9 protein-coding genes are annotated in these 16,072 nt (G+C 72.8%); 5 read left to right on the top strand and 4 right to left on the bottom strand.

The genetic code is table 11. The features are described from left to right. Positions 1-200 precede the first annotated feature (200 nt). From ACX25U_RS24135 to ACX25U_RS24120, 4 genes are all read left to right on the top strand, one after another. On the top strand, positions 201-3,518 hold the full coding sequence (locus ACX25U_RS24135; protein ID WP_454383063.1) for a S8 family serine peptidase: 3,318 nt from the start codon (positions 201-203) through the stop codon (positions 3,516-3,518). 344 nt (positions 3,519-3,862) lie between these two features. Continuing rightward, positions 3,863-4,879, top strand: a complete 1,017-nt coding sequence (locus tag ACX25U_RS24130) for an aspartate-semialdehyde dehydrogenase (RefSeq protein ID WP_454383062.1) — start codon at positions 3,863-3,865, stop codon at positions 4,877-4,879. Between the two features lie 115 nt (positions 4,880-4,994). After that, positions 4,995-7,625, top strand: a complete 2,631-nt coding sequence (gene pepN, locus ACX25U_RS24125; RefSeq protein WP_454383061.1) for an aminopeptidase N — start codon at positions 4,995-4,997, stop codon at positions 7,623-7,625. 75 nt (positions 7,626-7,700) lie between these two features. Beyond that, complete coding sequence (locus ACX25U_RS24120) at positions 7,701-8,219, top strand: MarR family winged helix-turn-helix transcriptional regulator (protein ID WP_454383059.1); 519 nt, start codon at positions 7,701-7,703, stop codon at positions 8,217-8,219. Positions 8,220-8,234: 15 nt separating this feature from the next. On the opposite strand, the gene ACX25U_RS24115 is transcribed toward ACX25U_RS24120, so the two are convergent. The 4 genes from ACX25U_RS24115 to ACX25U_RS24100 all read right to left on the bottom strand — a co-directional run bounded on the left by ACX25U_RS24115 (position 8,235) and on the right by ACX25U_RS24100 (position 12,702). Next, entirely contained in the window at positions 8,235-9,704 is a 1,470-nt protein-coding gene (locus ACX25U_RS24115; RefSeq protein WP_454383057.1) for an FAD-dependent monooxygenase, read from the bottom strand. 193 nt (positions 9,705-9,897) lie between these two features. Continuing rightward, positions 9,898-10,167 carry a hypothetical protein gene (locus ACX25U_RS24110; RefSeq protein WP_454383055.1) on the bottom strand — a complete coding sequence of 90 codons (270 nt, stop codon included), beginning with the start codon at positions 10,165-10,167 and terminating at the stop codon, positions 9,898-9,900. Positions 10,168-10,245: 78 nt separating this feature from the next. Next, entirely contained in the window at positions 10,246-12,384 is a 2,139-nt protein-coding gene (gene malQ, locus ACX25U_RS24105) for a 4-alpha-glucanotransferase (RefSeq protein WP_454383053.1), read from the bottom strand. Continuing rightward, the gene (locus ACX25U_RS24100; protein WP_454383051.1) at positions 12,385-12,702 is read right to left on the bottom strand and encodes a hypothetical protein; all 318 of its coding nucleotides are present in this window, start codon (positions 12,700-12,702) and stop codon (positions 12,385-12,387) included. A gap of 253 nt (positions 12,703-12,955) precedes the next feature. Between ACX25U_RS24100 and ACX25U_RS24095 the strand changes: the two genes are divergently transcribed. Then, on the top strand, positions 12,956-15,997 hold the full coding sequence (locus ACX25U_RS24095) for a beta-N-acetylglucosaminidase domain-containing protein (protein WP_454383049.1): 3,042 nt from the start codon (positions 12,956-12,958) through the stop codon (positions 15,995-15,997). The last annotated feature ends 75 nt before the right edge of the window (positions 15,998-16,072 follow it).

Below are 16,072 nucleotides of genomic sequence, written 5' to 3'. Positions count from 1 at the left end.
GAATCGGCGCGGTTTGAGTGAATATCTCCCGGGTGGCGCATGGCGGATGTACGCCATGAGCACATCCCGCCATGGTCAACTCTCGTCAAACAACTTTCCTTTAGGTAAACCTGAGCGATCGTCCGGCTCCGAAATCCGGACGGCTGCGATCGGCCCCGATCGCACACCTCCCCTGGTTCCTTTACCTACAAGGGATGCCAATGACCTCCGATCCCCAGCGCGCACCGCTCACCGGTGCCAGACGCCTGGCCCGCATCGCCACGGCGGCCGGCGTGGTGGCCGCGCTCTCCATGGCCGGGCCGATATCCATGGCCGTCGCCCAGGACGGCCCGACGTCCACCGACCCGGCCGTCAAGCCGGCGGACGACAAACTCGGTTCGGCCGGCGCCGAACTGCTCGCCGAGGCCAAGGCCGAGGGCGCCAAGAACGTCACGATGATGATCGCCACCGCTCCCGGGCAGACCGAGCAGGTCGCCAAGCAGCTGGACGCGGTCAAGGGCGGCGCCGTGGGCCGCACCTACGACAAGCTCGGCTACGTCCGCGCCACCGTGCCGACGGACAGGGCGGACTCGGCGATCGCCGCCGCCGCGAAGCTGTCCTCCGTGCAGGCCATCGACCTCAAGCAGGACATCCCGCTCGACGACCCGAGGCCTGACGCGGACTCCGCCAAGGGCGGCAAGAGCGGCGGCAAGGGCTCCGCCACCTACCCGGCCCCGGGCAAGAACACCCCCGCCGAGAACCCGTACAACCCGTCCTTCGAGACGGGCGCCGTCGACTTCGTGAAGAAGAACCCGAAGGCGGACGGCCGGGGCGTCACCATCGGCATCCTCGACTCCGGCGTGGACCTCGCCCACCCGGCGCTGCAGAAGACCACCACCGGCGAGCGCAAGATCGTCGACTGGGTGACCGCGACGGACCCGATCGTCGACAGCGACCAGACCTGGCGCCCGATGGTGAACCCCGTCTCCGGGCCCACCTTCACCTTCGACGGCAAGACCTGGAAGGCCCCGGCGGGCTCTTACCAGATCAGCACCTTCAAGGAGTCGTACACCGTCGGCGGCGACGCCAACGGCGACGTGAACCGCGACGGCGACACCACCGACTCCTGGGGCGTCCTGTACGACCCGGCGGCCGGCACGGTCCGCGTGGACCTGAACGACAACAACGACTTCACCGACGACACGCCGATGAAGCCGTACAAGGACGGCTTCCAGATCGGCTACTTCGGCACCGACGACCCGAAGACGGACGTCGTCGAGCGGCAGCCGTTCGTCGTGGAGATCCGCAAGGACGTGCCGATGGACCCCTACGGCGGGTCCTGGGTCGGCAAGAAGGCCGACTTCGTCAACATCGGCCTGATCGAGTCCGAGCACGGCACGCACGTCGCCGGCATCACCGCCGCCAACAGCCTGTTCGGCGGCAAGATGAACGGCGCCGCCCCGGGCGCGAAGATCGTCTCCTCCCGGGCCTGCAACTGGAACGGCGGCTGCACCAACGTCGCGCTCACCGAGGGCATGATCGACCTCGTCGTCAACCGCGGCGTGGACATCGTCAACATGTCCATCGGCGGCCTGCCGGCGCTCAACGACGGCAACAACGCCCGCGCGGAGCTGTACACGCGGCTCATCGACACCTACGGCGTGCAGCTCGTCATCTCGGCGGGCAACAGCGGCCCGGGCCTGAACACCATCGGTGACCCCAGCCTCGCCGACAAGGTCGTCTCGGTCGGCGCGACCATCTCCAAGGAGACCTGGGCGGCCAACTACGGCTCCGTGGTGAGCAAGAAGTACGCCATGATGCCGTTCTCCTCGCGCGGTCCGCGTGAGGACGGCGGCTTCACGCCGATCATCTCGGCGCCCGGCGCGGCCATCAACACCACCCAGACCTGGCTGCCCGGCGGCCCGGTCGCCGAGGCCGGCTACTCCCTCCCGGCCGGCTACTCGATGCTCCAGGGCACCTCGATGGCCTCCCCGCAGGCGGCCGGCGCGTCCGCGCTGCTGCTGTCGGCGGCGAAGCAGAAGCGCATCGACCTCACCCCGGCGAAGCTGCGCACCGCGCTGACCTCGACCGCGCAGCACATCAAGGGCGAGCAGCCGCACAGCGAGGGCGCGGGCCTGATCGACATCGTCAAGGCCTGGAAGTCGATCGAGAAGGGCGCCTCGGCGCACGACTACGCGGTCAAGGCCCCGGTCAGCACCTCGCTGTCCTGGGCGCTGAAGACCCCCGACTTCGGCACCGGCCTGTACGACCGCGAGGGCGGTCTGAAGAAGGGCCAGAAGAAGACCTACGACGTCCAGGTCACCCGTACGACGGGCCCGGCCGGTTCGGTCAAGCACCACCTGGGCCTGAAGAACGACGACGGCACCTTCAAGATCGTCGGCTCGCGCGAGGTCTCGCTGCCGCTGAACAAGCCGGTGACGGTCAAGATCGAGGCGCGCCCCGCCTCCGCCGGTGTGCACAGCGCGATCCTCGAGGTCGACGACCGCCGCACCGAGGGTGTGGACAAGCAGATCATGCTGACGGTCGTGGTCTCCTCGGAGATCGCCAAGCCGTCCTTCGCCTACTCGGTGTCGGGTGTCGCACAGCGCAACAGCACCCAGTCGTACTTCGTGACGGTCCCGGAGGGCGCGAAGACCCTCGAGGTCTCGATGAGCGGACTCAAGGCCGACAGCCAGACCCGCTTCATCGCGATCCACCCGTACGGCACTCCGGTGGACAACACCTCGACCCCGTACTGCTACCCGAACTACAACAACCCGGCCAACACCTGCCGTCCGGACGTGCGTTCGTACGCCAAGCCGATGCCGGGCGTCTGGGAGATCGAGGTCGAGTCGCGTCGTACCTCGCCACTGCTCGACAACCCGTTCACGCTGAACGCGGCGGTGTACGGGCTGGACTTCAGCCCCGCGGTGCAGACGGTCGAGGAGGCGAAGGCCGGCACGCCGACCTCCGTGTCCTGGACGCTGACGAACAAGCTCGCCGGGCTGGACGCCAAGCTGAAGGGCGGCTCGCTGGGCTCGTCGAAGTCGGACCGTCCCACCATCGCCGACGGTGACACGCAGACCAGGACCGTCGTCGTGCCGGCCGGCGCCGAGCGGCTGGACGTCGCCATCGGCAACGTCTCGGACGCCGGGGCCGACCTGGACCTGTACGTCTACAACGCCGCCGGCCAGCGCGTCGCCTACTCGGCGGCGGGCGGCTCGGAGGAGTCCGTCTCCATCGCCAAGCCCGCCGCGGGCACGTACACCGTCCTGATCGACGCATACTCGGTGCCGGCCGGCACCACGGCCTACGACTACCGGGACGTGTACTACTCGGCGGCGCTCGGCTCGGTGAAGGTCGACGAGTCGAAGGTGTACGCGCTCGCCCCGAACGGCACGGCGCAGATCTCCGCCGACGTCGTCGCGAACGAGCCGGCCCCCGCGGGCCGCGAGTTCTTCGGCGAGGTCCAGGTGCTGAACACCCGGGGCACCGTCGCGGGCCTCGGCAGCGTGAAGATCGGCAAGGTCGTCCCGTAGCGGTCGGTTTCGCATACGGCAGTGGGGCGGGCGTCCGTACGGGCGCCCGCCCCACGCTTTTCAGGGACGTACGCTTCAGAGGCGTACGTCACATCGCCGTATGAGACGGGACCCGCTGGGCAGGGCACGCGGCAGCACAGCTTGCGGCGGGAAGGCCCCGCCGGGCGAATTTCTGCAGTTCGGCACGGGTGCGGGCGGCAGGACCGCGGGTGTGCTCCGGGCGCGCCCGTCCCAGTCCTCGGGCACGCCGGGCAAAGAATTGGACAGGTGGGCCGGGGCGGGCCGCATGATGGAAGGGCCTCGACCGAGCATTACGTACGCACAGCACACGTGGAGGAATCACTGTGAGGATCGGAATCGTCGGAGCCACCGGTCAGGTCGGCACGGTCATGCGCAGGATCCTCACGGAGCGCGACTTCCCCGCCACCGAGCTGCGCCTGTTCGCCTCGGCCCGCTCGGCGGGGACCGTCCTGGACGGGGTGAGCGTGGAGGACGCGGCCACCGCGGACTACTCCGGCCTGGACATCGTCCTGTTCTCGGCGGGCGGCGCGACCTCCAAGGCGCTGGCCGAGAAGGTCGCCTCGCAGGGCGCCGTGGTGATCGACAACTCCTCGGCCTGGCGCAAGGACCCGGACGTGCCGCTGGTGGTGTCCGAGGTGAACCCGCACGCGATCGCCGACCGCCCCAAGGGCATCATCGCCAACCCGAACTGCACGACGATGGCCGCGATGCCGGTCCTGAAGCCGCTGCACCAGGAGGCGGGCCTTCAGGCGCTGGTCGTCGCCACCTACCAGGCCGTGTCCGGTTCGGGCCTCGCGGGCGTCGCCGAGCTGCACGGCCAGACGCAGAAGGTCGTCGCCGACGCCGACAAGCTGACCCACGACGGCGCGGCGGTGGACTTCCCCGAGCCGTCCGTCTACAAGCGCCCGATCGCCTTCAACGTGCTGCCCTTCGCGGGCAACCTCGTCGACGACGGTCTGAACGAGACCGACGAGGAGCAGAAGCTCCGCAACGAGTCCCGCAAGATCCTGGAGATCCCGGGCCTGAAGGTCTCCGGCACCTGTGTGCGCGTGCCCGTGTTCTCCGGCCACTCCCTGCAGGTCAACGCCCGTTTCGAGCATCCGATCAGCGTGGAGCGCGCCACCGAGCTGCTGGCCGGCGCCCCCGGCGTCGCCCTCTCCGACATCCCGACCCCGCTCCAGGCGGCCGGCCAGGACCCGTCGTACGTCGGCCGCATCCGCCGCGACGAGACGGTGGAGAACGGCCTCGCGCTGTTCATCTCCAACGACAACCTCCGCAAGGGCGCGGCCCTGAACACGGTCCAGCTCGCGGAGCTGGTGGCGGCGGAGCTGAGCGCGTAGGGCCGTTCAGGTAGGTGCTTCGAGCGGGCGGTCGCCGATAGTCGGTGACCGCCCGTTCACATGGGCCGCGACGTGGAAGGATGACCGCACCCACACATCACGAGGAGATGACCGCGTGCCTGGCACAAACCTGACTCGCGAAGAGGCGCAGCAGCGGGCGAAGCTGCTCACCGTTGACTCGTACGAGATCGATCTCGACCTCTCCGGCGCGCAGGAGGGCGGCACCTACCGGTCCGTGACCACGGTGCGCTTCGACGTCGCGGATGGGGGCACCTCCCGCTCGAGCGAAGCCGAGAGTGGGGGAGGCGCCGAATCCTTCATCGACCTGGTGGCCCCGGCCGTCCACGAGGTGACCCTCAACGGCGACGCGCTGGATGCGGCCGAGGTCTTCAAGGACTCCCGGATCGCGCTGCCGGGCCTGCTCCAGGGCCGTAACGTCCTGCGGGTCGTCGCGGACTGCGCGTACACCAACACCGGCGAGGGCCTGCACCGCTTCGTCGACCCCGTCGACGACCAGGCGTACCTCTACACCCAGTTCGAGGTCCCCGACGCCCGCCGGGTCTTCGCCTCCTTCGAGCAGCCGGACCTGAAGGCCACCTTCCAGTTCACGGTCAAGGCGCCCGAGGGCTGGACCGTGGTGTCCAACTCGCCGACCCCCGAGCCCGAGAACAACGTCTGGGTGTTCGAGCCGACGCCGCGCATCTCGACGTACATCACGGCGCTGATCGTCGGGCCGTACCACTCCGTGCACAGCGTGTACGAGAAGGACGGGCAGTCGGTCCCGCTCGGCATCTACTGCCGGCCCTCGCTCGCCGAGTTCCTCGACGCGGACGCGATCTTCGAGGTGACCCGGCAGGGCTTCGACTGGTTCCAGGAGAAGTTCGACTACGCCTACCCCTTCGAGAAGTACGACCAGCTCTTCGTGCCGGAGTTCAACGCGGGCGCGATGGAGAACGCGGGCGCGGTGACCATCCGCGACCAGTACGTCTTCCGCTCCAAGGTGACCGACGCGGCGTACGAGGCGCGGGCCACCACGATCCTGCACGAGCTGGCCCACATGTGGTTCGGCGACCTGGTCACCATGGAGTGGTGGAACGACCTGTGGCTGAACGAGTCGTTCGCCACCTACGCCGAGGCCGCCTGCATGGCGCACGCCCCCGGCTCGAAGTGGCCGCACTCGTGGACCACCTTCGCCAACCAGATGAAGACCTGGGCGTACCGGCAGGACCAGCTGCCCTCCACCCACCCGATCATGGCGGACATCCGCGACCTGGACGACGTGCTCGTCAACTTCGACGGCATCACCTACGCCAAGGGCGCCAGCGTGCTCAAGCAGCTGGTGGCGTACGTCGGCATGGACGAGTTCTTCCGGGGCGTGCAGGCGTACTTCAAGCGGCACGCGTACGGCAACACGCGCCTGTCCGACCTGCTGGGCGCGCTGGAGGAGACCTCCGGGCGAGACCTGAAGACCTGGTCGAAGAAGTGGCTGGAGACGGCCGGGATCAACATCCTGCGCCCGGAGATCGAGACGGACGGTGAGGACGGGGCGGGCGTCATCACCTCCTTCGCGATCCGCCAGGAGGCCCCCGCCCTGCCCGCCGGCGCCAAGGGCGAGGCGACCCTGCGCCCGCACCGGATCGCGATCGGCCTGTACGACCTGGACGAGGCGAGCGGCAAGCTGGTGCGCGCCGCGGACGGCCGGATCGAGCTGGACGTGGACGGCGAGCTGACCGCCGTACCGCAGCTGGCCGGCCGGCGCCGGCCGGCGGTGATCCTGCTCAACGACGACGACCTGTCGTACGCCAAGGTGCGCCTGGACGAGCGGTCGCTGGCCGTCGTCACCGAGCACCTGGGCGACTTCGAGTCCTCGCTGCCGCGCGCCCTGTGCTGGGCGTCGGCCTGGGACATGACCCGGGACGCGGAACTGGCCACCCGCGACTACCTGTCGCTGGTGCTGTCCGGGATCGGCAAGGAGTCCGACATCGGCGTCGTGCAGTCGCTGCACCGCCAGGTGAAGCTGGCCGTCGACCTGTACGCCGACCCGGCCACCCGCGAGGCCCTGCTCACCCGCTGGACGGACGCCACGCTGGCCCACCTGCGCGCGGCGGACGCGGGCAGCGACCACCAGCTGGCGTGGGCGCGCGCCTTCGCGGCGACCGCGCGCACGCCGGAGCAGCTGGACCTGCTCGAGTCCCTGCTGGACGGCTCGCACACGGTCGAGGGCCTGGTCGTGGACACCGAGCTGCGCTGGGCGTTCGTGGAGCGGCTGGCGGCCGTGGGCCGGTTCGACGAGGCGGAGATCGCCGGCGAGTACGAGCGGGACAGGACCGCGGCCGGTGAGCGGCACGCGGCCACCGCGCGTGCGGCCCGTCCGACGCCGGAGGCCAAGGCGGAGGCCTGGGCGTCGGTCGTCGACTCCGACAAGCTCCCGAACGCCGTCCAGGAGGCGGTCATCGCGGGCTTCGTCCAGACCGACCAGCGCGAGCTGCTCACGCCGTACACCGACCGGTACTTCGAGGTGGTCAAGGACATCTGGGACTCCCGCTCGTACGAGATGGCCCAGCAGATCGCCGTCGGCCTCTACCCGGCGATCCAGGTGTCCGAGGACACCCTGCGCAAGACCGACGAGTGGCTGGCCTCGGCCGAGCCGAACGCCGCCCTGCGCCGACTGGTCTCGGAGTCGCGGGCGGGCGTCGAGCGCGCCCTGAAGGCCCAGGCGGCGGACGCGGCGGCCACTCGGCCGTAGCGCCCGTACGGCAATGGGGGCGCCCGGTGCCCGGCCGGGCGCCCCTCGGCGTGTACGGCGGCGGATACTCGACGCATGAGCGCACGTCCGCAGCGGCGCGGGGACGCCGTCGACGCGATCGTCGACCAGTGGGCGGCCGTACGGCCCGACCTGGACACCGCCGGGATGGAGGTCTTCGGGCGGATCTTCCGGCTGTCGCGGGCGATGGGCGAGCGGATGGAGAAGGCGTACGCCCCGTACGGGATCTCGCGCGGCGAGTTCGACGTGCTCGCGACCCTGCGCCGCTCCGGCGAGCCCTACACCCTCTCCCCCCGGCAGCTTTCAGGGGCGCTCATGCTCACCACGGGCGGGATGACCGGCCGGCTGGACAAGCTGGAAGGCGCGGGCCTGCTGCGCCGCGCCCCCGACCCGCACGACCGCCGCGGCCTCCAGGTGACCCTGACCGGCAAAGGGCTGCACCTCATCGACGAGGCGGTCGGCGCGGGGCTCGCCGCACAGACGGAGGCGCTGTCCGCCCTGGACGCCGAGCGGGCCGGCCAACTCGCCGAACTGCTGCGGGAGTTGCTGGCCGGAACGCCGGGGACGCAGGCGTGACGGCTGCCCGGCCGCTCAGCCCACGTGGGCGGCGAGCGCGGCCTCGATCGCGGCCTCGTCGGCCGTGTCCGCGGCCCAGGCGACGTAGCCGTCGGGACGGACCAGCACGGCCGTACGGCGCCCGCTCGCCCAGCGCTTCGCGGTCAGCCGGCCGGACCGGTCCTGACCGACCGGGTGCGCCCGCGGGGCGATCAGCACGAACCGGCCGCCGCGCAGGGCCTCGTAGAGCCGGCCGCCTCCGGCGAGGGCGACGTCCGGGACACGGGCGCCGACCAGGCGGTGGGCGCCCCGGGGAGCGGTGTACCGGTAGCCGATGCCGGTGACCTGCCCGGCGGCCCTGCGGCGGACCGGGCCGACCCGGTCGAGGACGGTGACGAGCACGACGCGCAGGGCCAGGGTCCAGGGGCGGCGGGCCATGGCGAGCCGGATGATGCCGCCGCTGCTGCGCAGCACGGACCTGCCGACGGGGTGGCGCTCGGCCTGGTAGGTGTCGAGGAGCGCCTCGGGCGCGTGCCCGGTGACGACCTGGGCGAGCTTCCAGCTCAGGTTGGCCGCGTCCTGCAGACCGGTGTTCATGCCCTGACCGCCGGCCGGGCTGTGCACATGGGCGGCGTCACCGGCGAGGAAGACCCGGCCGACGCGGTAGGCGGGCGCCTGACGCTCGTCGCTGTGGAAGCGGGACGTCCAGCGGGCGTCGTGCATGCCGTGGTCACGGCCGAGGGCGATACGGGTGATCTCCTTCACCTCGTCGAGGTCGACGGGCGCGTCATCGGGCACGTCGGTGCCGCGACGCCAGGCGATGACGCGGTAGTAGCCGTCGCCGAAGGGCGCGAGGAAGGCGAAGGCGTCCCCGACGGCGTTGACGGTGAGCAGGGTCTTCGGCGGCTCGGCGAGCCGTACGTCCGCGAGGAGGACGGAACGGATCACCGAGCGCCCCGGGAACGGCAGCCCGACCGCCCCGCGCACGCGGCTGCGCATCCCGTCCGCGCCGACGACGTACGCCGCGCGCAGCGCCTTCGGCCGGCCGTCGGGTGCGCGGACCCGGACCGTCACGCCGTCCGCGTCCTGGGTCAGGCCGGTCACCTCGGTCTCGTACCGGAAGTCCACACCCGCCCTGGCGGCGCGCCGCTCCAGGGCCTCCTCCACCTCGTACTGCGGCAGGACGAGCACGTGCTTGAAGCGGGAGGGCAGGACACCGAGGTCGAGGGCGAGCCCGCCGAAGAGCCGGAGTTGGGCCAGGGGACGGCCGACGGCCTCCAGGCCGTCGGCGAGGTCGCGGGCGTCGAGCTGTTCGAGGGTGCGGGCGTGCAGGACGAAGGCGCGGGACAGGTTGCTGATCCGGTGCGGCCGCTTCTCGACGAGGGTGACGGGGACGCCGGCGGCGGCGAGGTCGCCGGCCAGGAGCAGTCCGGTGGGGCCGGCGCCGACGACGAGGACGGGAGCGGTGCCGGACCCGGGGGTGCGGTTTCCAGTGGTACCGGTCATGGGGACCTCCTGGTACCAACATCTGTTGGCCGACGCTCGTCGGCAACGGCTCGCGCCCACGGGCCGGCGCCGCCCGACCGCACCGCACCCGTGAGCGACCCACTCCCCCGGAACGCGCCCAAGGCGCCCACCTCGCCCACGTACGGCTGTGCGCGTACGTGTGGCGGGGTCGGCGCCCTCGGTGTGCGTGTGGTCAGGCCTTGGTCTTGACGTCCACGTTCCGGCTCGTGACCCGGTGCCTGTCCTGGGACCTGTCCAGGACCATGACCAGGCCCGCGATGATCACGAACAGGGCGATCGGGATACCGACGTAGAGCCCCAGCGTCTGGATGACGCTCAGGCCCTGGCCGGGGTCGTCGCCGTCGTCGCGGGTCAGCGCGAGCGCGGGGGACGACATGAGCAGCATCATCAGCGTCGTACCGGCGGCCAGAGCGCCGGCGCGCAGGGCGTTCTTCTTGTCCACGGTGCCAAACGTAGCGAACGCCCGAACGGGGTGTGCGCCCGGGGTGCCGTATGAGACCCGCGGGCGCTTCCCCGGCGGTCAGCCGCCCCCCTCCACTCCGGCCCGCAGCACGTCCGTCAGCGCGTGCAGCCGGGGTGAGGCGGCGAGGTGCTCCAGGGTCACCGGGCGGCCCTCGGCGTCGGCGACGGGCAGGCGCCAGTTCGGGTACTGGTCCCAGGTGCCGGGCAGGTTCTGCGGGCGCCGGTCGCCGACGGCGTCCGGGAGCCAGAGGCCGACCATGCGGGCGGGGGTGCGCAGCAGGAAGCGGTGGACGGCCTGGATCCCGGCCTCCTCCGAGGAGGCGCGGACGCCGTCGCCGGTGCCCCGCAGCAGGCCCAGTTCCGTCAGCAGCGCCAGCCACTCGCGGATGTCCTCGGCCGCCTCCGCGCGCTCCTCCTCCAGCGGGCGGGTGAGCAGGCCGAGGCGGTGGCGCAGTTCGACGTGCTCGCCGGTGAGGCGGGCGGCGGTGGACGGCAGGTCGTGGGTGGTGGCGGTGGCCAGGCAGTCGGCGCGCCAGCGCTCGGGGGGCAGCGGGCGGCCGTCGCCGTCCCAGTCCCGTTCGAACCACAGCACCGACGTGCCGAGCACCCCGCGCCGGTCCAGGGCCTCGCGCACCCCGGGCTCCACCGTCCCCAGGTCCTCGCCGATCACCACGGAATCCGCCCGCGAGGCCTCCAGCACCAGGGTCGCGAGCATGGCCTCGGCGTCGTAGCGGACGTACGCGCCTTCCGTGGGCGGGCGGCCCCGCGGTACCCACCACAGCCGGAACAGGCCCATGACGTGGTCGATGCGCAGGGCGCCGGCGTAGCGGAACAGGGCGCGCAGCAGGCGGCGGAAGGGCGCGTACCCGGAGGCGGCGAGGCGGTCGGGGCGCCAGGGCGGCAGGCCCCAGTCCTGGCCGCGCGCGTTGAAGGCGTCCGGCGGGGCGCCGACGGACATGCCGGCCGCGAAGTGGTCCTGCTGGGCCCAGGCGTCGGCCCCGCCGGGGTGCACGCCGACGGCGAGGTCGTGCACGATCCCGATCGGCATGCCGGCCTCGCGGGCGGTGCGCTGGGCGGCAGTGAGCCGGTCGTCGGTGAGCCAGGCGAGCCAGGAGTGGAAGTCGACGCGGTCCGTCAGCCCGGTGCGGGCGCGGGCGGTCTCGGCCGAGCGCGGGTCCCGCAGCCCCTCGGGCCAGCGGCTCCAGTCGGCGCCGTGCACCTCCGCGAGGGCGTACCAGGTGGCGTGGTCCTCCAGGGCCTGGCCCTGTGCGGCGAGGAAGTCGGCGTAGGCGGCGCGGCGGCCGGGCCCGAGCGGCACCCGGCGCACCAGTTCCAGCGCCTGACGCTTCAGCTCCCACACCGCGTCCCGGTCGATGAGCGCCCCCTCGTCCAGTACGGCGGCGCGCAGCCGGCCCGCCCGCTCCAGCAGGGGCCGCAGCCGTTCGCGGTCCTCGACGTACGCGAACTCGGGGACGTCCTCGACGCGCAGGTGCACGGGGTCGGGGAAGCGGCGGGAGGAGGGGCGGTAGGGGGACGGGTCGGCGGGCGGACCGGGCACGGCCGCGTGCAGCGGGTTGACCTGCACGAATCCGGCGCCCAGCGACCGCCCCGCCCAGCCGCTCAGCTCGGCGAGGTCGCCGAGGTCGCCCATGCCCCAGGAGCGGCGGGAGAGGAGGGAGTAGAGCTGGACGAGCAGGCCGTACGAGCGTCCCGACGGGGTGGGCAGCCGGGGCGGGGCGGCGATCAGGTGCGCCTGCCCGGTGCGGCCGTCGGGGGCGGTGGCGGTCAGCCGGTGGACGCCCGGCGGGAGGCGGTCGGCGGAGGTACGGGTCTCGCCCTGCTCGGTGTCGATGCGCAGCCGGGTGCCGGGCGGGAGGCCGTGGAGTCCGGGGAGTCCGGTGCCCCCTTCCGCGGCCGGGTCGCCCCAGCGCACCACCGTCGGCGGGAGCAGCCGTTCGCCGAGTTCCCGTTCGCGGGCGGTGAGCGCGGCGCGGGCGGCCTCGGGGGTGCTCGCGTCGACGTCGAGGGCGGCGAGGACCGCGACGACCGCGGCGGCGGAGGCGGTGACCGTACGGTCCGGGGAGGGGCTGTAGGAGGTGGCGACGCCGTGCAGCCCGGCGAGCCGGGTCAGCTCCTCACCGAGGGATCCGGGGGAGTCTGGGGGTCCTGGGGGTTCGGCCGGCCGCGGCGCTGTCATCTACGACTCCGCGGGGCCGGAGTCCCGGTCGGCCGTCTCGGCGGCCGATTCGCTGGTCAGAGGGGCGGCCTCGGCGAGTGGCGGCTCGCTGGTGAGCGGTTCGGCGTCGGGCAGCGGCGGCTCGCTCGTCAGCGGGGCCTCGACGCAGGTGCTCTCGGCGCTGAAGGCGCACAGGCCGGAGTCGTCGGCCGACAGCCGGTCGGCGTACAGCAGGTCGCCGGCGGGCAGCGGATCGTCGGCGGGCAGCAGGTGGGGTGCGGGCGGCTCCGCCACGTGTTTGGACAGGGCCGAGAGCAGAAGGTGTGCCGGTGCGGCCACGGGGGCCTCCTTGTCGAGTACGTCGGGTACGGGCGTCCAGCGGTCGGATTACCGCAGCCCTACCCAGTGCTCGCGAGGGCAGACGTACCGGAACGAACGACGTGCTCCTGGTCACACTCGCCTGACTCCAGGTTCGGGCAATCGCGGCACAACGGCCACTCTCGTTGACACCTTCCCCCGGGGATGGTGTGGTCGAGACTCTTCGACACCGCCTTCGGTACCGCTCGCGAAGGCCGATCGACGAGGAGGGGCCGTGCGGCTTCGGCGCGGTATCGGGCACGGGAAGAGCGCGGCCGCACTCGCGTTCGCCGTCGTCGCCGGAACCCTGGGGGTCGGCCCCGCGGCCGTAGCGGCGCCGTCCGCCCCCGACCCCGGCACCGGCCCGGCCCCCGGCCCCCCGGCCACGAACCCGGAGCAGCCGGCCGCGGCCGCCTCCGGCCTCGCCGTGTGGCCGCGCCCGCAGTCCCTCCGTACGACCGGCACCGCCGTGAAGGTCACCGACCGGGTCGCCCTGGTCACCGAAGCGGACACGGACCCGTACGCCCTGGACGCGCTGCGCGCGCTGCTGCACGGGGCCGGCGCCCGCACGATCACGGACCTGAGCGCCTCGGACCCGCCCCCGCCGGACACCCTGGTGGTGCGGGCGCGCACCGAGCGTGCGCACAGCGACCCGCGCCACGCGCTGCCCTCCGGCGGCTACCTCCTCACCACCGGCAACGGCACCCTGACCCTCACCGGCGCGGGCGAGGACGGCCTCTTCCACGCCGTGCAGACGCTGCGGCAGCTGCTGCGCCCCGACGGAACGATCCCCGGCGTGACCGTCCGGGACTGGCCGGGCACCGCCGTGCGCGGCACCACCGAGGGCTTCTACGGCACCGCGTGGACGCAGGAGCAGCGGCTCGCGCAGGTCGACTTCATGGGCCGTACCAAGCAGAACCGGTATCTGTACGCCCCCGGCGACGACCTCTACCGCCAGGAGCGCTGGCGCGAGCCGTACCCGGCGGCGCAGCGGGCGGCATTCCGGGAGCTGGCGGACCGGGCCCGCCGCAACCACGTGACACTGGGCTGGGCGGTGGCGCCGGGCCAGTCGCTGTGCTTCGCCTCGGACGCCGACGTACGGGCGCTGACGCGGAAGCTGGACGCGATGTGGGCACTCGGCTTCCGGGCGTTCCAGCTGCAGTTCCATGACGTCAGCTACAGCGAGTGGCACTGCGGCGCGGACCCGGACCGTTTCGGCTCCGGCCCGGAGGCGGCGGCGCGGGCGCAGGCGCGGGTGGCGAACGAGGTGGTCCGGCACCTGGCGGAGCGTCATCCCGACGCGGCGCCGCTGTCGTTGATGCCGACCGAGTTCTACGAGGACGGCGCGACGCCCTACCGGCAGGCACTGGCGTCCGCGCTGGACCAGTCGGTGCAGGTGGCCTGGACCGGGGTGGGCGTGGTGCCGCGGACCATCACGGGGAGCGAACTGGCCGAGGCCCGCGCGGTCTTCGGGCGTCCGCTGGTCACGATGGACAACTACCCGGTGAACGACTACGCCGAGGACCGTATCTTCCTCGGCCCCTACACCGGCCGCGAACCGGCCGTCGCCAGCGGCTCCGCCGCCCTGCTCGCCAACGCGATGGAGCAGGCGGAGGCCTCCCGCATCCCGCTGTTCACGGCGGCCGACTACGCATGGAACCCCCGCGACTACCGCCCCGAGGAGTCCTGGCGGGCGGCCATCGCCGACCTCGCGGCGGGCGACGCGCGGCGCCACGAGGCACTGTCGGCCCTGGCCGGCAACGACGCGTCCTCGGTGCTGGGCGGCACGGAGTCGGCGTATCTGCGCCCGCTCATCGCGGCCGTGTGGGAGGCCCGCAAGACGACGGACCGGGCCAGGAACGAGACCGCCGAGGCGCGGCTGCGCGCCGCCTTCACGGTGCTGCGCGAGACCCCTGGGCGGCTGGCGTCCGGCGGCACCCTGGCGACCGAAGTCGCCCCGTGGTCGGCTCAGTTGGCCCGCTACGGGGAGGCCGGCACGGCGGCGCTCGACATGTTCCGCGCCCAGCGCACGGGCGACGCGACGGGGGCCTGGGAGGCGTACCGGACGCTGGACCGGCTGCGCGCCGGGATCGAGCGCGCCGACGTGACGGTCGGCAAGGGCGTACTGGACCCCTTCCTCGACCGTGCGCGGCAGGAGTACGCGACCTGGGCGGGCCTGACGCACGAGCCGGCCGCGGACCGGGACGAGGTGCTGACCCGCACGGTCCGTTTCCCGCGCGCCCGCGCCCTGACCGCCGTGACGGTCCTCAGCGACCCCGGAACCGCCGGTGCCGTGGAGGTCCACGTCCCCGGAGAGGGCTGGCTCCGCGTGGGAGCGCTGGCGGAGCGCGGGGCGACGGAACTCGACACCGGGCAGCCCTCGCCCCCGGCCGGCCGGGCGACACACCCCCCGGCCCTCTGGCCGCCCGCCTCCCCGGCTCCGGGCCTCTGGACACGCCCGCCGGCCCTCGTGCAGCCGACTCCCCCGCCGGCCGGCACCCGGGTCGACGCCGTCCGCGTGACCGGCGCCGACCCCTCCCGCGTACGCCACCTGGTCCCGTGGTTCGCCGACACCGCGGCCGCCGGCCTGGAGCTGCCGCGCGCTGTGGCCGACGCGGAGATCGACGGCACCGAGCGGCTGACCGCCCGGCTGACCTCCCACCGCCCGGCCGATGTCCGCGGCAGGGTCACCGTGGAGGCCCCCGAGGGCATCAAGGTGCGCGTCCCCACCACGGAGCTGACCGTGCCCCGCGGCGCGACGGTGGACGTCCCCGTCGAGGTGACCGTCCCTCCGACGGCACCCTCCCGCCCGTACGGCATCCGCATCGCCTTCGCCGGGGAGACCCGCACCCTCACGGTCCGCACCTTCCCGCGCACCGCCGGCCCCGACCTGGCCCGCACCGGCACGGCAGGCTCCTCCGGCGACGAGACCCCCGACTTCCCGGCCTCCGCCGCGATCGACGGCAACCCGTCCACGCGCTGGTCGTCCCCTGTCGACGACGGCGCCTGGTGGCAGGTGGAACTCCCCGAGCCGGTACGCCTGGGCAAGGTCGCCCTCCACTGGCAGGAGGCCCACCCCTCCGCCTACCGCGTCCAGGTCTCCCCGGACGGCCGCCGCTGGCGCACGGCCGGCGCGGTGAAGGACAGCCGGGGCGGCCAGGAAACCGTCCGCATGGACGAACGCGACGTGCGGTTCGTCCGCGTACAGGGCGACAAGCGGGCCACCCAGTACGGCTATTCACTGTGGTCGGTGGAGGCGTACGCGGTGGCGGACTGAGCCCGCCGTATCGCACGCTCCGGAGTTTTTCACTGATCACTATTCACTCAGTACATGTACGTAGTACATACTGAG

Source organism: Streptomyces sp. JNUCC 63 (assembly GCF_054366325.1).
Note: the sequence above shows the minus strand (reverse complement) of the source record. Positions and strands in the feature narration are given on the sequence as shown.